Origin of the sequence: Sorangium sp. So ce204, from assembly GCF_051526795.1 — a bacterium.
Taxonomy (GTDB): Bacteria; Myxococcota_A; Polyangia; order Polyangiales; family Polyangiaceae; genus Sorangium; species Sorangium cellulosum_B.
Genome location: NZ_CP150317.1, coordinates 6876477 through 6894874, shown reverse-complemented (window position 1 = coordinate 6894874; position 18398 = coordinate 6876477). Strand labels below are relative to the sequence as shown.

Sequence of the window (18398 nt, the reverse complement as noted above, 5' to 3'; positions counted from 1 at the left end):
CCGCGCCGGCTGCCTCTTGACTCCGGCCGCCCGCTACCTCTTACGGTGGCGTCCGCCGCCGCCTCTCCGCGGCGCCAAGGAGCCCAACCATGCACACACGCAAGCTCGGAACTCTCCAGGTCTCCGCCCTCGGCCTCGGCTGCATGGGCATGAGCGATTTCTACGGCGAGCGCGATGAGGCCGAGTCGATCGCCACGATCCACCGCGCCATCGAGCTCGGCGTCACGCTGCTCGACACCGCGGACATGTATGGTCCCTTCACGAACGAGGAGCTCGTCGGCCGGGCCATCGCGGGCCGGCGCGATCGCGTCGTGCTCGCGACCAAGTGCGGCATCGTCCGCGACCCGAACGACGTCACGGTCCGCGGCATCAACGGCGCGCCGGAGTACATCCGCTCGGCGTGCGACGCGAGCCTGCGGCGCCTGCGCGTCGATGTGATCGATCTCTACCAGCTGCACCGCGTGGATCCGAGGACGCCCATCGAGGACAGCGTCGGCGCGATGGCGGACCTCGTGAAGGCCGGCAAGGTGCGCGCGATCGGCCTCTCGGAGGCGAGCTCGTCGACGCTCCGGCGCGCCCACGCCGTGCACCCGCTCGCGTCGGTGCAGACGGAGTACTCGCTCTGGACGCGTGATCCCGAGGACGACGTGCTCGCCACGTGCCGCGAGCTGGGCATCGGCTTCCTCGCGTACAGCCCCCTCGGCCGCGGCTTCCTCACGGGGCAGATCCGGCGCTTCGAGGATCTCGCGCCGGACGACTACCGCCGCATCTCGCCGCGATTCCAGGGCGAGAACTTCCAGCGGAACCTCGATCTCGTCGCGAAGGTCGAGGGCGTCGCGCGGGAGAAGGGCGTGAAGGCGTCGCAGCTCGCGCTCGCGTGGGTGCTCGCGCAAGGGGACTTCATCGTCCCGATCCCCGGCACGAAGCGCCGCAGCTACCTCGAGGAGAACGTCGCCGCGGCGGCGATCGAGCTGACCGAAAGCGATCTGCGGCGCCTCGACGCGGTGGCGCCGAAGGGCGCGGCCGTCGGCCTCCGCTATCCGGAGCCCGGCATGCAGTTCGTGAACCGGTGACCGAGGCAGCCTGAAGAGCGCGGCTCGGCCCGCGGCTGCGAGCGCCGAGGGAGGGCTACTGGCACGCGGTGGGCACGCTGCCCCAGTGGCTCTTGGCGACGACGAACCCGTCCGGGCCGGACGTCGAGTGTGAGCCGCACAGCCCATTGGCGTCCGAGATCACGGAGTCGATGCCGATGCCGTACTCCCAGTATTTGACCTCGAGGCTCGAGTCGTTGGTCGTGCCGCTTCGCACCGGGATGGAGGGGACGAGGATGCCGCTCGACTCGTAGAACTCGAAGCCCTCGATCGAGATCGAGAGCGTCACGTTGCGCACCTGGCCGACGCAGGTCGTCCTGCACGTGGGGTAGCCGGCGGTGCTCTCCACCGTGAAGCCGGAAGGGCAGCCGGACGTATACGTGCAGTAGCCGGTGCATTTGACGGGCAGGGGCCCCGGCAGGTCGACGCACTCGTACTCTGCTCTGCCCTGGATCGTCTGGCGCCGGGTCTCGAACCCCCCTGACGTCACCGAGGTTCGGCTGCCGAGCTCTCGGTACAACACGTAGTCGTTCTTGAACGACTCGTCGTTCGTGCAGAGGCCGCCGTTGCAGTGGGCGACCGCGGCGAACAGCCCGGACTCATGGTCTTCCAGGAGATAGCGCTCCCCCGCGATCTCGACCGCACGGTCTTCACCACCCAGCTCGCCGATCAAGCTCGCCTTCGCCACGGCGATCTCGTCGGGCGAGCCGATCGACACGCCGGCCACCTTGATGGGCCGGCCGCCCTCGTCTCGTTCGACCGCCACCGGGCCCATCTCGAGCTCTTCGGCCCGCCTGGCGACCCACCCGAGCGCGTCGTGCTCGCTCGCGAAGCGCAGCCCGCCGTCAGCCGAGGGCTGGGCGAGAGGGGCGGCGTCGTCCACCTCGGTCGACGCGGCGGTGCAGCCCATCATGAACGCCGCGGCGAGCAGGGGCGCGGCTCGGTACGTTCGACGAGGCGTGTTGGCGAGAAGCCTGTGAGTTCTATCGGTCATGGAGCGATCCTTTAATCACGCTCCGTGCCACGCCCCGCGTCGAGGGCCCACGACCTGGCCAGGCGCTCCGGGGACGCGAGGCCGCGCGGCGCGAGCGCGGGGAGGCCTGCGCTGGTTTGCTCAACTTGAGCAGGAACTCGCGCAATCGGGGCGGCGTTGCGCAGGAATGGCCAAGCGCGCGGGGCACAGCGGCGGGGACATCCGCGTGGCACGAGGGCGCGTTGCACAGGGTGCCAGCCCGTGCAGATCGCGCTCCGCTTCGGGCGGCGGGGTCATTGGACCGAAAGTGGGGTCTTTTGAACCGCCAAGCGCGCCACAAGACGCCAAGAAAAACACAAGAATCTTGGCGTCTTGTGGCGGCTTGGCGGTTCCATCATTCTGGCAGCGGGGGGTAAGTACCCCACCACCGCCGGGAGCGTGCAGGTCTTCGCCCAAGAGGTGGGGCGGGCAGGGGCGAGGCGGTCGTCACGGGGCGTCGGGTGGGGAGGGCAGGGCGGAGAGGACGGCGGTGGCGAGATCGAGCGCGTGGCGGTTCTGGGCACGCTTGGCGAAAGGGATGGCGCGCGCGGCGGCGACACGGGCTTCAGTGGCTTGACCGAGGAGCGCGTGGGTGCCGGCGAGGTTAGCGAGGCCATTGGAGAGAACGAGGGCATCGTCGATGGCCTCGTACAGCGCCAGCGCGGCCTCGTAGTGGGGCAGGGCGGCTGCGGGGTTCTCGCGGGCGATCTCCACGTCGCCGCGTGCTTGAAGGACGTTTGCCTGCCCGAGGCGGGAGTCGACGAGGAGGTAGAGCTCCAGAGCGCGCTCGTAGTCGAGGAGAGCGCCGTCGAGGTCGTCCTTTCTTCGTCGGAGGTCGCCGCGTGCTTGAAGGACGTTTGCCTGTCCGAGGCGGGAGTCGACGAGGAGGTAGAGCTCGAGAGCGCGCTCGTAGTCGAGGAGAGCGCTGTCGAGGTCGTCCTTTCTTCGTCGGAGGTCGCCGCGTGCTTTCAGGACGTTTGCCTGTCCGAGGCGGTATCCTGTCTGGTCGAACGAAACGAGCGCTTGCTCCAGATCCTGAAGGCTCGTCTCCACATCGTCCGACGCCAGTGCGCGCTTCACGAAGATGCGTCCGCAATCCGAGGCTCGTTCGAGTGCCTGGTACATCGCCAGCGCGCGACCATAGGCGGCCACGCCTTCGCGGGGGCTATGCAGCCACACATCGACGTCCCCCCGCAGCTCCTCGCAGAGCGCCTCCTCGTACGTGCCGTGCAACGACGGGAGGCCTCTCAGGATCGCGGCCCCCTCGGCAAGACGCGCTTCGGCGCTCCGTGGCTCTCCCTGAGAGAGGAGCTCCTGCGCATGCCGCAGCAGCAGCCGCCCCAGGTTCCTGTCATCCCCGACCTTCCGCGCCGCCTCGATCAGGCGCGGCGTCTCGTCGCGATCGGCCTCGGAGCTCCCCGGCATCATCGTCGAGGACGCTCGCTGCATGTCGTGCACGCCGAGCAGCGGGATCCGGAACGTCAGATCGCGGATCGACCAGAGATCCGGCGCCTCCTCCCACGTCGCGTTCAGGAACGTCCGGAGCCCACACCAGACCAGCGTCTTCCCGAGCCGCTTCGCCAGCGTGTCGCGCTGCAAATTGAGCCGGTTCAGGCCCTCGCGAACGTCGTCCGTCACGTCCCGCGGTCCGAGCACGATCACCATGTCCACGTCGCTCGCCGGCACGGCCAGCAAGGTCGCCGCGAATTCGACGCCCTGCCCCGGCGTCACCACAACGCGCGCTACCTTCGTGCCCGCCCGCTCGAACGACGCCGCGAGCTCGCGGCCGACGTCCATCGAAGGCACCTCTACCGGCGCGAGCACGAAGCCCTCGTGCAGCGCGAGCGCCGCGCGCAGCTCCGCGAAGTGCCCGAGGTAGGGCCGCGCGAACGGCGGCGCCTCCGCGGTCGGGCTCAGCCCCCGCTCGGCGCGATCGAGCTCGGCTTCGCCAGGCGCGCTCGGACCCTCGGATCCCGGCGCGCCATCGGATGCAGGTCGTACCATTCCTTCCCGTTCCTGTAGGCCAGCACGAGCCAGCGATCGAGCAGGCGGATGAACCGCGCCACCTCTCCGTCGTTGTCCAGCGGGACCGCGTTCGTCTTCGCGACCTCGACGAGCACGTCGATCTCGTCCCCGTAGAGCGCCATCGCGTAGTCCTGCGCGAGCCGGTCGATCTGCCGCTCGACCTGCTCGGGCGTCACCGGAAAGCCGCCGCCCGAGGTGAGCAGATTGCGCACGACGCGCAGGAGATCCCGCGGATAACCGCCCGTCGCGAGGAGGATGGGGTCGAGCGCGCGCGACGGCTCGGCGCCGAAGATGCTCTCGAGATCGAGCCGCTTGCCGATGACCTCCGTCAAGCACGCGATGCCTTCCCGCACCGGCTCCTCTCCCCCGGGCATCGCGACCTTCACCATGGGCAGGACGAGCGGCTCGCCGTCGTAGGTCGCTCCGAGAGATGTCGATGTACTCTTCGAGATCGACGTAGACGACGTGGGTGGGCAGGTCCTTCGCCTCGTCGAGGCGCTGCTGGAGCCGGCGGAGCTCGGTGGTCTTCCCCGTCCCGGGGAACCCGGTGAAGAGCTGACACGACTCCTCGGCGATGAGGACCGTCTGCTCCAGGAGGTCCACGCAGCTCGGCCCGATGCTGCCACGGGCCCGGTCGAGGGGGACGTACCGCTCGTCCGTCCCCGAGAGGGACTTGTTCGGATCGCAGGCGGCGTAGAAGCGCTTCAGATCTTCACGCGGGACCGTCATCGCGCGGCACGGTACCGCGGAGCGCACGCGGGCGCCAAGGAGGCCGCGGGAGGTCGCCCGTCAAGGCGTCCCAGGCAGAGGCGCGGGGAGCTCCGGCGGTCTCGCCTTTGGCCTGCGCGCTCCCCGGCGCCGCGGCGTCGCGCGACGAGGGTGAGGCCGAAGAGGGAGACGGCGAGCCCGACATTGCCGGGCGGGTCGGCGCCGCCGCGGAAGCTGCACTGCGTGCCGTCGCCGGGGCAGCTGGGCCCGTCATCGCCGCCGCTGGAGGCAGAGACGCTGGACGGGCGCTTCGCGATGCCAGCGATCGAGCGAGCGGCGTCCGCAGCGTCGATCCGGGCGCTCACGCGCACGACGAGATCGCCGAGGCCACCTGGCCGCGCGGGGAACCGGAACGCCTGCTGTCCTGCTCGCGGCTACTTCGATGCAGCGACTTCCGCGCGCTCCCGCAGGCACGCCGCGAGCCTCGCCTCTTCGGGCACCCCGGGCAGCCGGAGGACGCGCAGGGGGCCCTCGGACGAGACCAGACCGGCGAGCGCCGGGTCGGTCATCACCTCGTGGAGATCGCGCTCCGCGCCGTCGACCGTGCAGCGTCGCCGCACGAGGCGGACGACCTGCGAGTAGTCCACGTGATCCGGATCGTGCGCGAGCCCGAGAGGTTGCCACAGGGTGTGCTGGCCGTGCCTGTGGGCCGCGCCCGGGTCGAACCAGCCGTAGTTGGCGGCCCGGTCGGGGCGGTCCGCGAGGCGGTTGGTCAGTACCCAGTGCTTGCCCACGTTCTCGATGAGCCCGGTCCTCCCCGAGACCCGCTCCTCGAGGCGGCGGTGGTGCTCCAGCATGCGCGAGGTGTTCGCCATCGAGGCGTCCGGGGCGCCGATGCACGGCGGGATCCGCACGGTGGCCTGCTCCCACACGAGGTCGCAGAGGCGCGTCGTCAGCATCGCGCACTTGAGCAGATCCGCGATTCGCTGGGCCGTCCGGGCCGAGGCGTTGACGCGGACGGAGTCCTCCGCGTCGCCGATGCGGAGCGCGTCGGCGCTCACGAGGAACGTCGCGCGGCGCTCGTCGCGCTGGCTGTACACAGGGACCCACGAGATCGGCGCCACGTGGCCGGCCTGCACCGCTTCGAGGATGGCCTCCTCGCGCGCGGCGCACGCGTGCTCTGGAAGGCCTGCGACGAAATCGGTGCCTCTCAGGACGTCTGTCATGCTCCCCCTCCCGCGCGCGCGACCGCGGCGCTCGAGGTGGAAGCGTGAGCGGAAGCGGGCGCGGCAGGAAGAGGTTTCGCGCTCTCGCCTGCGGCGCGCCCCCGGCCGCGCGCTCCTGCGCCGCTTTGCGCTGTCCGTCCGCTCGCCCTAAGCTCCGCCCCATGTCGCCCTCGGCGAGCCGCCTCTCCCCGCGTCCATCCCGCGCTTCGCGCTTCCTCCTCGCCGCCTGCGCCGCGCTCCTGGTCGCGCTGGCCGCCGGCTGCGGCTCGAGCGCCGCCAGGGGGCCCGAAGCGGGCGCCGAGCTCGCGTCGATCGACGCGCGCCTGCGCGGCAGCTTCCGGCTCGTCCGGTTCGAGCCCGAGGTCCCGCTCGAGCCGATGCTCGCGTCGATGCTCGAGTTCCAGTACGCGCACCTGGTCGTCCGCTTCGACGGAAAGCGCATCCTCGCCGACTCGCCCGGCCTCCACGTGGACCGCGCCTACGAGATCCGCGATCCCGCGTGGGATCGGTTCAAGCTGGTCTCCTACGACGAGGCGGGGGTCGCCTACGAGGCGCTGTGCGAGTTCTCGGCCCAGGGAGAGCTCGTCGTTCATGCGCAGACGCCGCCCTGGAAGGGCGTCGCCACGCTCCGGCGGGCGCAGTGAGTCTCTTTGGCTGAGAAAATCGAACCGGCTCCGGCAATGCGCTGAATCCACTCGTCGGATGAGAAATTACGACGCCTCGGCGTAATGCTCCGGCTGCCGTTCTGCGCGCGCAGCTCGGCGTTATTGACCTTGCGTCACCGCCCCGGCGGCTCTAGTCCGTCGCGCACGGCCTGACTGTCGGCTCATGGCGAGTCGACTCCACAGGGGAGACCTCGTGTCGCAACGCGGTGAAGGCGCGTCGGGTGATCGGCTCATCCCGCGCGCCCCAGGTGACGCCCGGGCGCTTCCGGTCCCGTCGCGCGGCCGGGCAGCGGTGGACGGAGCGGCGGTGGACGGAGCGGCGCGAGCGCTCCCGGCAGCGAGCGCCTCGCTCGCCGAGCTCGCCCAGATCGCGTCGCCCCAGCCTGCCTGGAAGGGCCGGCGGTCGGCTCGGCCCTGGCTCGCGGACCCCTACCTCGGTGAGCCGTTCGGCGCGCGCCTTCCTGCCGCTCCTGCCGTACCCGTCAACCAGGCCGACGAGCGCCCCGCGCCGGCTCGCGGGCGAGCCCGTCGACGTCGCGGCGCAGGTGCTTGATCTGCCGCGCGAGGCGGCCGACGCCCTCCTCCACCTGGATCCCGAGCTGCGTGACCTGCCGCTCCAGGCTGCGGAGGCGCTCCTCGTGCGCGGCGAGCGTCGGCGGTGTCTCGGGGCCTCCGAGCTCGTAGACCGTGGTGCGCGACACCCGCATCGTCTCCGGCTCCTTCGCGGTGGAGGGCGGCTGCGTCACCTCGCCCCCCGACCAGAGCCTCGCGGACGCGCGCGGCGAGCGCCGGCGCCCGGGCGCGGTCACGTCGCCTTGAGGAACCTGCGGGCGCCTTCCCATACCGCACCTTCCAGCTCTGCTGCCATGTCCGGGCCCAGCGTCAGCGCGTGTCGCCCCGAGGCCACGAGGACGAGCTCCGTCGCGCGGAGGAGCGCGACGGACAGCCGCGCCACCGGTCCGCTCGGCGGATCGACGGACCACGCGACGGCCGTCTGGGTCAGCCGGTGCGAGCGCGCGATCGACGGCCTCGACTTGAGCCTGAGCGCCGGGATCGGCCTGTAGGCCCCTTCATCGATCACGAAGGTCGCCGTCACATCGACGCTCGCCGCCTGGCCCCCTGGCCAGCCTGTCGCGATGCGGTGAAGCACCTTCGGCCACCCTCCGACGGCGCGGCTGGAGCCCTTGATCCGCTGCGGGATGGACCCCTCCGGCATCATCTCCCAGCGCAGCTTGAGGTGGGCGCTCGTCTCCTCCCCGGGGACCGGACGGAGATCTCCGTAGAGGTACAGGGGCTCCACCTCCGCGGTCGTCCCCGTCGGGAGCGCGTAGAAATAAGCGGAGTAGTCGACCTTCGTCCCGCTCTTCCCCGCACCCGGGATCGCCGACATGCCCGTGGCCTCGACGAACCTGCCCCACTCCCGCGGCGAGGCGCTGGCGCGGAGCACCGCCTCCAGCGAGTCGAGCGTGACGCCGCGCCCGCGCTTCCTCGACGCCGGCTCCGGCCCACCTCCGGCACTGCCCTTCACCCGCGCAGCACGTGCTGACACAGGCATGTGATACACGTGACCATTGTATCGACGGAGAAAAAATTATCAGTTCACGAAGACATTTTGTGATTTTTGTAGGTTGATGTATGTCTTTGTGGTTTGTTGGCGGTGGGTGCTTCCCTCGGGGAGCGACGCGCGCGCCATCTACGTTCGCTCCCGCGGTGGGGTCGGGGCCCGCGGGCGCGATGTGGCCTTCCGGTGGGTTCTCGTCGGGTCGCCGCGGAGTCGCCATGTCCGTCGAGGCGCGCTGTGCGCCTGTCAGCGCGGTGTTCGGTCCGCCGGTGAGCGCCACGCATCGAGCCATGACGTTCACGGCGCTTCCCGCGCGGCCCTGGGTGCCTGTCTTGCGGCGGGGCGACGGCTCATCCGGGCCCGTGGAGTCGTCGCGCCCTGAAGCGTACGCTCGCACACGGAACCCACCGCGAGATGCGTGGAGCAGGCAGCGGATCCGCTGCGTCAGGGTGCGTCGACGGGACAGGAGGACATGCGCTGTCGGAGGCGCTGCGCGTGCCTTCCTCGTGCTCGAAGTTCACCCGGCGGGGTCGTCCTTTGATAAGATAGCTAGGACGGACGTAACTGTCCACACGGCGCGCCAAGGAATCACCGGATCATGAATAACGGCGAAGCGGATGTTCTCGCTGCGATGCGAGCGGAATTGGAGGTGCTCCGCTGGCGCAACGCCGAGCTCGAGCGGGAGCTCGCCGAGAAGCAGCGCGTGGAGACCGCGCTGCGGGAGAGCGAGGCGCGCTACCGGGGCATCGTCGAGGACCAGACCGAGCTCATTTGCCGCTTTCGGATGGATGGCACGCTGACCTTCGTCAACGACATCTACTGCCGGTACTTCGAGAAGACGCGGGAGGAGCTGGTCGGCCACCGCTTCATGCCGATGGTCCCCGAGGAGGAGGGGCCGTACCTCGCCCGGCAGTTCGCGAAGCTCGGCCCCGAGAACCCGATCGTCCACACAGAGCACCGCGTCATCCTCCCGAACGGCGCGGTCCGCTGGTTGCACTGGACCAACCGCGCCCCGCTCGGCGAGGGGGGGCCGCTCGCCGAGTTCCAGGCGATCGGCGTCGACGTCACCGAGCGCCGGCACGCCGAGGACGAGGTGAGGCGCCTCAACGGCGAGCTCGAGCTGCGCGTGGCGGACAAGACCAAGCGGCTCGAGCAGATGGTCCGCGAGCTGTCGACCCCGCTCATGCCGGTGGCGGATCAGGTCATCGCGGTGCCGCTGATCGGCTTCCTCGACAGCGACCGCGCCGCCTCGACGCTCGAGACGGTGCTCAACGGGGTCGTCACGCACAGCGCCAGGACGGTGGTCCTCGACATCACCGGCGTGGGGGTCATCGACTCGCAGGTAGCCGACTCGCTCATCCGGCTGGCCAAGGCGGTGAACCTCCTCGGCTCCCAGGTGGTGCTCACCGGCATCCAGCCGCGGATCGCGCAGACGCTGGTCGCGCAGGGCGTCGGTGTGGGCGGCATCGTGACGCTCCGGACCCTGAAAGAGGGTATCGCGTTCGCCCTGCGGCGCGGGCTCACCGCCTCTCCGCCTCCGGCCCGCCTGGGCAGCTAGCGCCGAGCCTCGGCGTGCGCCGGAGAGGGCGCGCCTGTCCACTATCCCGTCTCACGTGCGATCGTGTAGCCTCATCGACGATGGCGCACACGCAAACGACTGCTCAACCCGACGTGCATTCGGCTGCTCACGGCGCGAAGGCCAGCGAGGGCTTTCAGCAGACAGGAGGGGACATCGACTCGCGCTACATCAACGAGGATATCGCGCCCGTGCGCCTGGACCAGCGCAAATGGGGGATGAAGGACATCGCCGCGCTGTGGGTCTCCATGTGCGCCTGCACCCCGACGTACATGCTCGCCTCGGGCCTGATCGCCGAGGGGATGAGCTGGGGGCAGGCCGTCCTCACGATCCTCCTCGGCAACGTCATCGTGCTCATGCCCATGATCCTCAACGCGCACGCGGGCACGAAGTACGGCATCCCGTTCCCCGTCTACTGCCGGAGCGCCTTCGGCGTCCGGGGGGCGAACGTGCCCGCGGTGCTGCGCGCCCTCGTGGCCTGCGGCTGGTTCGGGATCGGGACGTGGCTCGGCGGGTGGGCCATCTACAAGATCGTGGCGGTCTTCGCCCCGTCGATAGAGCAGATGCCCCCGACGCCGCTGGGCATCAACCTCGCGCAGCTCGCCTGCTTCCTGCTCTTCTGGGGCGTCAACATCTGGATCATTCGCATGGGCATCGAGTCGATCCGGATCCTGCTGAACATCAAGGCGCCTCTCCTGATCGGCCTCGGCCTGGCGCTGCTCCTCTGGGCCTACAGCCGCGCCGGCGGGTTCGGCCCGATGCTCGAGAAGCCCTCGTCCTTCGGGGTGGGGCAGCCCAAGGAGGGCCAGTTCTGGGTCTTCTTCTTCCCCGCGCTCACGGCGATGGTCGGCTTCTGGGCGACCCTGGCCCTCAACATCCCGGACTTCACGCGCTACGCGCATTCGCAGCGCGATCAGGTCATCGGGCAGGCGATCGGCCTGCCGCCCACGATGGCGTTCTTCTCGTTCATCGGCGTCGCCGTCACCTCCGCCACGGTCGTCATCTACGGCGAGACGCTCTGGGATCCGGTCGTCGTCATCACCCGCTTCGAGAACCCGGTCGTCCTGATCATCTCGCTCGCGGCCCTCTGCATCGCCAACCTGGCGACCAACATCGCCGCGAACGTCGTGAGCCCGGCCAACGATTTCTCGAACCTCTGGCCGTCGCGGATCTCCTTCCGCACCGGCGGCCTCATCACCGGGATCATCGGGATCCTGATGCAGCCGTGGCGGCTCGTCAGCGACCCGACGGGGTACATCTTCACCTGGCTCGTCGGCTACTCCGCGCTGCTCGGCCCCCTCGGCGCGATCCTGATCGCGGAGTACTACGTCGTCCGCAGGACCAACCTCGATGTCACCCAGCTCTACAAGCGGGAAGGGATCTACTGGTACGCGGGCGGGTGGAACCCCATCGCGATCGTCGCCCTCGTCGCCGGCGTCGTGCCCAACTTGCCTGGCTTCCTCGGCACCATCCAGGTCGCGACGGTCTCCAAGGCATGGATGGATCTCTACAGCTACGCCTGGTTCACGGGCTTCGCCATCTCGTTCGTCGTCTACGTCGCCCTCTCGCTGATTCGCCGCCCGGCCAAGCTCGCCGCGGCCTGACCCTCATCGCCTCGCGCCGAGGCGCGCGACCCCACCGCCCGTCCAACTCGGCATCAGCGCCGCCGGCCGCGAACGCCGCACCTCCCCCGCGGCGCGCGCCCCCGCGGCCCCCCCTGCCTCGGGAGCGCCGCCGGCGCCTCGCCGGCGCGCCGCCCCGATGGGTCGCTCATTTTTTTTGTACGCGGGCATTCATCTCGTGATCAACGACGAGGCTCGCCAATGGCAACAACGTTGTTGTGGGTCGGGGCCCCACCGTGGGAGACCTGTGGTGTCTTGTGGAGCGCTCCTGCCGCCGAGGCGCTCCGCGCTTTAAAAGTGTCTTGCCAAACAACGTGGGTTGATTCCATCCGTCTGTCTCTTGCTCCGTGGGTGCCTTTCGATGGATCATGAAATGTCGCTCTTCTCCCGCCTTCGAGGTGCCCATGAACAAGATCGTCCTGTGGTCGCTCCCGGCTCTCGCCCTGGCCGCATGCGCTGAACACGGCACGCCTGTCGACGAAACCCCGGCCGTCGCGGGCGCCCCGATCACGGTCGCCGCCGCCCGGCCTTACTCCCTCTTCGAGAGCGGCCAGGTCCGCCCTCTCGCCCTCTCGCCCGACGGGTCGATGCTCTTCGCCGTCAACACGCCTGACAACCGGCTCGAGATCTTCAAGGTCAGGAGCGGCACGCTCGAGCACCGCGGCTCCGTCTCCGTGGGCCTGGAGCCGGTCGCCGTCGCGGCCCGCACCGACGACGAGGTCTGGGTCGTCAACCACCTCTCCGACAGTGTGAGCGTGGTCGACGTCTCGAGGCCGAGGAGGCCCCGCGTCGCGCGCACCCTCCTCGTGGGCGACGAGCCTCGCGATATCGTCTTTGCCGGCGCCGGCAAGAGCCGCGCCTTCATCACGACGGCGCACCGCGGCCAGAACAGCCCTGTGGATCCGGCGCTCACCACGCCGGGCGTGGGCCGCGCCGACGTCTGGGTCTTCTCGGCGGCGAGCCCGAGCCCCGCGCCGCTCAACATCATCACCCTCTTCAGCGACACGCCGCGCGCGCTCGCCGCCACGCCCGACGGCTCACGCGTCTATGCGGCGGCCTTCCACTCAGGAAACCGCACCACGGTGATCGAGACCAACGTGGTGAACCTGGGCCTCGGCCTGCCCCCGCCGACGACCAACGCCGCCGGGGTCGCGCAGCCCTCGGCGCCCCTCATCGTCAAATTCAACGGCACGCACTGGGTGGACGAGCTGAATCGATCCTGGGACGACAAGGTGAACCTCTCGTTGCCCGACAAGGACGTCTTCGTCATCGACGCCCTGGCCAGCCCGCCCGCGCCCGTCGAGGGGCCCGGGGGCGTGTTCCGGGGGGTCGGCACGGTCCTCTACAACATGGCCGTCAACCCGGTGAGCGGGCGCGTCTACGTGGCCAACACGGAGGCGTTCAACGAGAACCGCTTCGAGGGCCCCGGCGTCTTCGCCGGCCACACCGTGCGCGGCCGGTTCAACCACAACAACATCACGGTGATCGATCCCGCGACGGGCGGCGTCGCCCCGCGGCACCTGAACAAACACATCGACTACAACACGTGCTGCGCGCCGGTCCCGAACGCCGAGAACCGCAAGAGCCTCGCGCTGCCCACGGGCATGGCCGTCTCCAGCAACGGGAAGAAGCTCTACGTCGCCGCGCTCGGCTCGGACAAGATCGGCGTCTTCAACACCGCGGCGCTCGAGGCGGACACCTTCGTGCCGAGGCTCGCGCGCCAGATCCCGGTCTCCGGCGGCGGGCCGACCGGCGTGGTGCTGGACGAGGCGCGCGGGCAGCTCTACGCCCTCACGCGCTTCGACAACTCCATCTCGATCATCGACGTCGGCGCCAGGGCCGAGATCGCGCACGTGCCCATGTACAGCCCCGAGCCGGAGAGCGTGGTCCGCGGCCGCCGCTTCCTCTACGACGCGTCGTTCACGTCGAGCCACGGCGACTCGGCGTGCGCGAGCTGCCATGTCTTCGGCGATCTCGACAGCCTGGCGTGGGACCTCGGCGACCCCGACGCGGTGAACACGCCGATGCCAGGCCCGTTCGTGCTCGATCCGGCCATCTTCGGCGCGCCCCGCGAGTTCGCCGCGCTCAAGGGGCCGATGACGACGCAGAGCCTGCGCGGGCTCGCCAACCACGGGCCGATGCACTGGCGCGGAGACCGCACCGGCGGGAACGACGCGCCGAGCGCGCAGCCGGACAGCGGCACCTTCGACGAGGACGCCGCGTTCAAGAAATTCAGCGTCGCCTTCGTCGGCCTGCTCGGGCGGAACGCGCCCATCCCCGCGGCGGACATGCAGGCGTTCACCGACTTCACCATGCAGATGATGTATCCGCCCAACCCCATCCGTCAGCTGGACAACTCGCTCACGGCCGATCAGGCGGCGGGCAAGGCCTTCTTCACCCTGCCGGCCAGCGAGGGAGGCGCGTGCGCCTCGTGCCACGTGCTCGATCCAGCGGCCAACGCCGAGCACGGGGTCGCGTTCCCCGGCTTCTTCGGGACCGACGGGCGTTACACGTTCGACTTCATCTTCCAGAGCTTCAAGGTCGCCCAGCTCCGCAACGTCTATCAGAAGGTGGGTATGTTCGGCATGGTGCAGAACCCGCGCTTCAACAACCGGAACTTCGAGTTCCAGGGCGATCAGATCCGCGGGTTCGGCTTTGGCCACGACGGGACGATGGATACGATCTTCCGCTTCCACGATCAGAACGGCTTCAACGAGGCGCCTGGGATCGCCGGCTTCCCGCCGGGCGCGGCGGGCGACGTGCTGCGCGGGCAGGTGACCGACTTCCTGCACGCCTTCGACAGCAACCTGGCGCCCATCGTGGGCCAGCAAGCGACGCTCGCCGGCGCGGGCGACACGGCCGCCGAGCTGCGGGTGGATCTCCTGATCGCGCGCGCCGGCGCGGGGGAGTGCGATCTGGTCGCGAAGGTCCGCAGGCACGGGAATGAGGAGGGCTTCCTCTATCAACAGGGCGCCGGCACATTCCTGCGGGACAGGGCGGCGAGCGCGGCGATCAGCGCGGCGGCGCTGCGCGCGATCGCGGGGCCGAACAAGGCGCTGACCTTCACGTGCGCGCCGCCGGGATCGGGGGTGCGGATGGCGCTCGACCGCGACAGCGATGGGGCGCTCGACGGCGACGAGGCGGACGCGGGGACCGACCCGGCCGATCCGGCGAGCGTGCCCTGAGCCCGCCGGCGCTCGCGTCACCGGCGCCGGAGGGCCGGCCAGATCAGGTGATGGTGAGTCGGACGCTCCCTGCCTCATCCTCCGCTCGCTGGAGCTGATGGGCGAGCATGCGCCTCCAGGGGATCTCCCCGAGGAGGATGTCGTCGATCGCCCAGGTGAGGTGCTCCATGGCGGCTCCCAGGGCCTTCATCCCGTTCATGAAGATGAGCTCCGTGTCGGGCGTGGTGAACGGCCGCGGCTCCAGGGCCCCCGCGGCGGCGATCGCGGGCGTCATCAGGACCGGGCCCGCGGCGATCACGTCGGGCAGGTGCTCGACGCGGGTGCCGGCCCGCCGGGCGGCGGCCACGCGCCGCTTCACCGCCTCCGCCGGGTTTCCCTCCAGGGCCTTGTCGACGCGGAGGTTCAGCGCCCAGATGGCCGCGTACCAGGGGTTGCGGATCGCCGGAAAGCCCCTGTCCCGCTGGATGGCCCCGTCCTCCAGCCAGATCCTCGGCGCGATCATCTCCAGCGGCACGGGGGCGCGCGTCAGCCGCTTCACCGCCGCCACCTGGCGACACGCCTTCACGACGGACTGCCCCTGGCTCTTCGCGGGCACCTTCGCCTGCGCATACAGCGTGTGCTTGACCTCGATGTACGCCAGGACGGCCTCGGCTGGCACGCGCTCCCGGATCGCGAGGTCGCCGCCCAGCCCGCGCAGCGTCGGGAAGCGGGCGGCGTCGTAGATGATGATGTCCTCGCCCTGCTTGTCCCCCGTGACATCCACCACCCAGCCGCGGCAGACGCCGGCGCGCTCGGGGAGGAACTTCCGGAGCGCATGGCACATCGCGATCTCCAGCTCGGGACCGAGCTCGAGGGTCGCGAGGGCGCGGAGCTTCCGGAACTCGTCTTCCAGGTGCTCGACGATCTCCTCGGACCAGCCGTCGTAGAACCCGCCGCGCGGCGGGGCCCCGCCGCCGCGCTTCGACGCGGCGATCCCTGGCCGCGTGGTCGTCTTCGCGCGCTTGCCTGCCATCGTCACGTCACCACCGCCGAGGCTTCCTCGCGAGCCACGCCCTGTCTCCCCACGGGCACGTGAAATCGAGCGGCTTCGTCAGGATCCAGAGCACCGGCAGCGGCGGCGGCGCCGGGGGCGTGGGCCCCGCGCCGTCCGTGAAATAGATCACGCCGGAGACCTTCCGCGCCGCCAGGAACTCCGGGGCGAACACCGGCCGCAGATCGGTCCCGCCGCGGCCGCCGACCTCGTCGAGCCGCCCATCGAACGCGTACACGCGGCCGATCTCCACGTCGCACTCGACCACGGTGATGCGCGCCGACTCGCTCATCACCTGCAGCTGCCGGGCGATCTCCGAGAGCTCCTCGCGCCGCATGCTCATCGACGTGTCGATCGCGACGAGCACCGACGGCTTCGTGATCGCGCGGGGCGCGTACGTCCTGCCCGGGACCTCGCCGACGCGGCCCGGGAAGCGCCGGTTCGGGCGCGCGTAGGTGTGCACCGGCGCGCGCTCCCTCGCCACGAACATCCTGAGCGCGGTCTTCCAGTCGAGCGGGTGCGCGGGCGGGCCCAGCGCGTCCGTCAGCTCCTCGATGAGCCGCCCCGGCGTCTTGCCCGCGAGCAAGAGGCCGGGCACGTCCGCCGGATCGCCGTCGTCCGCGAGCGCGTCCGCCTCCTCGGCGGCGCGCAGCAGGAGCTGCCGCGTCTGCTCCACAGCGCCCGGCTCCCGCGAGGGGCGCCGGAGCACGCGGTGATCGTCGACGGCCTCGCCGCCGCGCTGCGGGAGCTTGCCCTCGCGCGCCGCGCTCACGAGCAGCTCGTAGCGCTCGAGCGTGCTCTGGCCGCCGCGCAGGCCGATCGGGGCGTAGGGCTGCCAGCGGATCGGATCGGGCAGCGGCTCCTCGATGTACTCGTTGGCCGACATCTCCAGGGCGAGGTCCATGAGCTCCGGCTCGTCCGCGCCCGCGAACTTGGGGTGGCACAGGTGCCCGAGCGCGACGTGGTGCACCTCGTGGAGGAGCACGCCCCGCAGGAACACGGGCTCGTTCATGAACGACTCCACGTTGACGTGGAGGAAGAAGCGGCCGTCGAACAGCGAGACGGCCATGCGCTTGACCGAGGGGTCCGCGACCGGCGCGAGCCGCGCGAGGATCGCCGCGTAGCAGGGGTACTTCTCCAGGAAGCCGGGATCGCGCACGAAGGCGTCGAGCCACGCGGCGAGCGCGTCCTCTGGCACCTCGCGCACCTCGCGCACCTCGCCGCGCCCCGCTGTCTCGCTCATTGCGGCCGGACCGGCGTGACGCCGTGCTTCTTCAGCGTCCCCGCGAGCCGGAGGGCCCAGCGCTCCGGCAGCTGCGCGAGCAGCTGGCCCAGGCACACGCGCGCGACGTTGCTCCGCCGCACGTCGACGAGCTTCGCCTGCTGCGCGAGGTGCGCCGACAGCGCGGTCACGACGAGCCCCACGCGGTGCTGCCGCAGCGGATCGGCGCGCCACGCCAGCACCTTCTGCTCGGCGGCGCTGCCGGCGTAGTTCTGGAGCAGCTCCTCGGGGCGGACGTCGATGAGCTGCGTGGCCGTCGCGTTGCCGCCGAGCGCGTCCTGGAGCCGCTCGCGGTGGTCGCCCGGCAGGTCGGCGAGCAGCGCCTCGAACGCCCCCAGCGACAGCTTGCGCTGCGCCGCGAGCACGCCGACCTCCGGCCCCTCGAGCAGCGGCGCGAGCCGCGTCGTCACCTCGTCGAACCGGTCGGTCTCCCCGCGCTCGCGCGCCCCGCGCAGCACCTTGCCCGCCGGCGAGCTCGGCCCGTAATCGGCGAGCAGCGCGCGCAGATCGAACGGCAACCGCGTCGACCAGGTGTCCTTCGACGCGAGCAGGAGCTCGACCCAGCTCGGGGGCAGGTACCCGCCCAGGGTGTCGCGCAGGAGCACGCCGTCCGCGAGCTCCTCGGGGCGGAGCGCGCTCAGCACGTGCGACGCATAGGTCCAGGTGCGCGGGGGCACGTCGTCCAGGATGCGCTCGTGCCCCTGCGCGAGGGCGATCACGCCCGGGTGGAGCCCGTTCACCTGCGCCCAGGCGAGCCACGACGCCCGGTCCGCGCGGACGTTCAGGTGGAGGAACCGCGCGCGGAGCGCGCGATCGAGGGGGGTCACCTGGTAATCGGCCGACTCGGGGTTGACGGCGGCGAAGCACACCCAGCCCGCGGGCAGCTCGTACTCGTGCAGCCGCCGGGCGCTGAGCAGCTGGAGCGCCGGCTGCTGGATGTACCGCTCCGCCCGGTTGAGCTCCTCGAGCATCAGGATGCCGGCGCCGTCCTGGGGCAGCACCGACGGCGCCGCGTAGCTGGTCCGGCCGTCCCGGATGACCGGCAGGCCCACGAGGTCGGGCGGCTCGAGCAGGCTCAGATCGAGCACGACGGTGGCGATGCCGAGCCGCTCGGCGAGCTGCCGGACGAGCTCGCTCTTGCCGATCCCCGTGGGTCCCTCGAGCAGCACCGCGCGGCGCGCGCGGTAGGCGAGCTCGAGCACAGCCTCGAGGCGCGGCCCGACCGGGATGGGCGCGGAGCGTCCTTCGAGGAGGTTCGGTGAAGTCGCCGGGGCCGGCCGGCCCGGCGCGTTGCCATCGGATCTGGGCTTCGTCACGGAGAAAGAGGGGGTGCCGCGCGAGGGCGCGAAGAAAGGACCGCCGAGGCCCGGGGCCCAGCCCTTCCGTACCCGACGGGCTTCCGGCGCGCTTCGTCT

The 18398-nt window shown here is 70.7% G+C and carries 14 protein-coding genes; 5 read left to right on the top strand and 9 right to left on the bottom strand.

The features are described from left to right. Nucleotides 1-89 precede the first annotated feature (89 nt). A complete protein-coding gene (locus WMF22_RS25630; RefSeq protein ID WP_438031489.1) occupies nt 90-1073 on the top strand; it encodes an aldo/keto reductase in 984 nt (327 codons plus the stop codon). 55 nt (nt 1074-1128) lie between these two features. On the opposite strand, the gene WMF22_RS25625 is transcribed toward WMF22_RS25630, so the two are convergent. From WMF22_RS25625 to WMF22_RS25610, 4 genes are all read right to left on the bottom strand, one after another. Continuing rightward, nucleotides 1129-2085, bottom strand: a complete 957-nt coding sequence (locus WMF22_RS25625; protein ID WP_438031488.1) for a hypothetical protein — start codon at nt 2083-2085, stop codon at nt 1129-1131. Between the two features lie 465 nt (nt 2086-2550). Further along, on the bottom strand, nt 2551-4107 hold the full coding sequence (locus tag WMF22_RS25620; RefSeq protein ID WP_438031487.1) for a tetratricopeptide repeat protein: 1557 nt from the start codon (nt 4105-4107) through the stop codon (nt 2551-2553). Further along, nucleotides 4017-4517 (bottom strand): hypothetical protein, encoded by a 501-nt coding sequence (locus WMF22_RS25615; RefSeq protein ID WP_438031486.1) that lies wholly within the window; start codon nt 4515-4517, stop codon nt 4017-4019. The genes WMF22_RS25620 and WMF22_RS25615 overlap by 91 nt, the downstream gene beginning before the upstream one ends. Nucleotides 4518-5270: 753 nt before the next feature. Continuing rightward, nucleotides 5271-6062 carry a hypothetical protein gene (locus WMF22_RS25610; protein WP_438031485.1) on the bottom strand — a complete coding sequence of 264 codons (792 nt, stop codon included), beginning with the start codon at nt 6060-6062 and terminating at the stop codon, nt 5271-5273. Between the two features lie 161 nt (nt 6063-6223). Here WMF22_RS25610 and WMF22_RS25605 point away from each other — a divergent pair, with 161 nt between their 5' ends. After that, the gene (locus tag WMF22_RS25605; protein ID WP_437292626.1) at nt 6224-6706 is read left to right on the top strand and encodes a hypothetical protein; all 483 of its coding nucleotides are present in this window, start codon (nt 6224-6226) and stop codon (nt 6704-6706) included. A 503-nt stretch (nt 6707-7209) separates the two neighbouring features. Here the strand turns inward: WMF22_RS25605 and WMF22_RS25600 are convergent. Then, complete coding sequence (locus WMF22_RS25600; protein ID WP_438031484.1) at nt 7210-7536, bottom strand: hypothetical protein; 327 nt, start codon at nt 7534-7536, stop codon at nt 7210-7212. Beyond that, nucleotides 7533-8255, bottom strand: a complete 723-nt coding sequence (locus tag WMF22_RS25595; RefSeq protein WP_438031483.1) for a hypothetical protein — start codon at nt 8253-8255, stop codon at nt 7533-7535. The genes WMF22_RS25600 and WMF22_RS25595 overlap by 4 nt, the downstream gene beginning before the upstream one ends. Nucleotides 8256-8919: 664 nt before the next feature. On the opposite strand from WMF22_RS25595, the gene WMF22_RS25590 reads away from it, so the two are divergent. The 3 genes from WMF22_RS25590 to WMF22_RS25580 all read left to right on the top strand — a co-directional run bounded on the left by WMF22_RS25590 (nt 8920) and on the right by WMF22_RS25580 (nt 14671). After that, the gene (locus tag WMF22_RS25590) at nt 8920-9846 is read left to right on the top strand and encodes a PAS domain S-box protein (protein ID WP_438031482.1); all 927 of its coding nucleotides are present in this window, start codon (nt 8920-8922) and stop codon (nt 9844-9846) included. 80 nt (nt 9847-9926) lie between these two features. After that, a complete protein-coding gene (locus tag WMF22_RS25585) occupies nt 9927-11468 on the top strand; it encodes an NCS1 family nucleobase:cation symporter-1 (RefSeq protein WP_438031481.1) in 1542 nt (513 codons plus the stop codon). A 422-nt stretch (nt 11469-11890) separates the two neighbouring features. Next, on the top strand, nt 11891-14671 hold the full coding sequence (locus tag WMF22_RS25580) for a YncE family protein (protein WP_438031480.1): 2781 nt from the start codon (nt 11891-11893) through the stop codon (nt 14669-14671). Nucleotides 14672-14714: 43 nt separating this feature from the next. Here WMF22_RS25580 and WMF22_RS25575 read toward each other — a convergent pair whose 3' ends face one another. The 3 genes from WMF22_RS25575 to WMF22_RS25565 are packed head-to-tail and all read right to left on the bottom strand — an operon-like array spanning nt 14715 to nt 18299. Continuing rightward, nucleotides 14715-15683, bottom strand: a complete 969-nt coding sequence (locus tag WMF22_RS25575; protein WP_437292620.1) for a DUF6602 domain-containing protein — start codon at nt 15681-15683, stop codon at nt 14715-14717. Between the two features lie 7 nt (nt 15684-15690). After that, complete coding sequence (locus tag WMF22_RS25570; RefSeq protein WP_438031479.1) at nt 15691-16944, bottom strand: vWA domain-containing protein; 1254 nt, start codon at nt 16942-16944, stop codon at nt 15691-15693. Next, nucleotides 16941-18299 (bottom strand): AAA family ATPase, encoded by a 1359-nt coding sequence (locus WMF22_RS25565; protein WP_438031478.1) that lies wholly within the window; start codon nt 18297-18299, stop codon nt 16941-16943. The genes WMF22_RS25570 and WMF22_RS25565 overlap by 4 nt, the downstream gene beginning before the upstream one ends. Nucleotides 18300-18398 lie beyond the last annotated feature (99 nt).

Coding starts and splice junctions, on each gene's coding strand:
- WMF22_RS25630 (WP_438031489.1), top strand. CDS start 90: ATGCACACACGCAAGCTCGGAACTCTCCAGGTCTCCGCCCTCGGCCTC.
- WMF22_RS25625 (WP_438031488.1), bottom strand. CDS start 2,085: ATGACCGATAGAACTCACAGGCTTCTCGCCAACACGCCTCGTCGAACG.
- WMF22_RS25585 (WP_438031481.1), top strand. CDS start 9,927: ATGGCGCACACGCAAACGACTGCTCAACCCGACGTGCATTCGGCTGCT.
- WMF22_RS25590 (WP_438031482.1), top strand. CDS start 8,920: ATGCGAGCGGAATTGGAGGTGCTCCGCTGGCGCAACGCCGAGCTCGAG.
- WMF22_RS25575 (WP_437292620.1), bottom strand. CDS start 15,683: ATGGCAGGCAAGCGCGCGAAGACGACCACGCGGCCAGGGATCGCCGCG.
- WMF22_RS25605 (WP_437292626.1), top strand. CDS start 6,224: ATGTCGCCCTCGGCGAGCCGCCTCTCCCCGCGTCCATCCCGCGCTTCG.
- WMF22_RS25580 (WP_438031480.1), top strand. CDS start 11,891: ATGAACAAGATCGTCCTGTGGTCGCTCCCGGCTCTCGCCCTGGCCGCA.
- WMF22_RS25610 (WP_438031485.1), bottom strand. CDS start 6,062: ATGACAGACGTCCTGAGAGGCACCGATTTCGTCGCAGGCCTTCCAGAG.
- WMF22_RS25570 (WP_438031479.1), bottom strand. CDS start 16,944: ATGAGCGAGACAGCGGGGCGCGGCGAGGTGCGCGAGGTGCGCGAGGTG.
- WMF22_RS25615 (WP_438031486.1), bottom strand. CDS start 4,517: ATGGTGAAGGTCGCGATGCCCGGGGGAGAGGAGCCGGTGCGGGAAGGC.
- WMF22_RS25620 (WP_438031487.1), bottom strand. CDS start 4,107: ATGGTACGACCTGCATCCGATGGCGCGCCGGGATCCGAGGGTCCGAGC.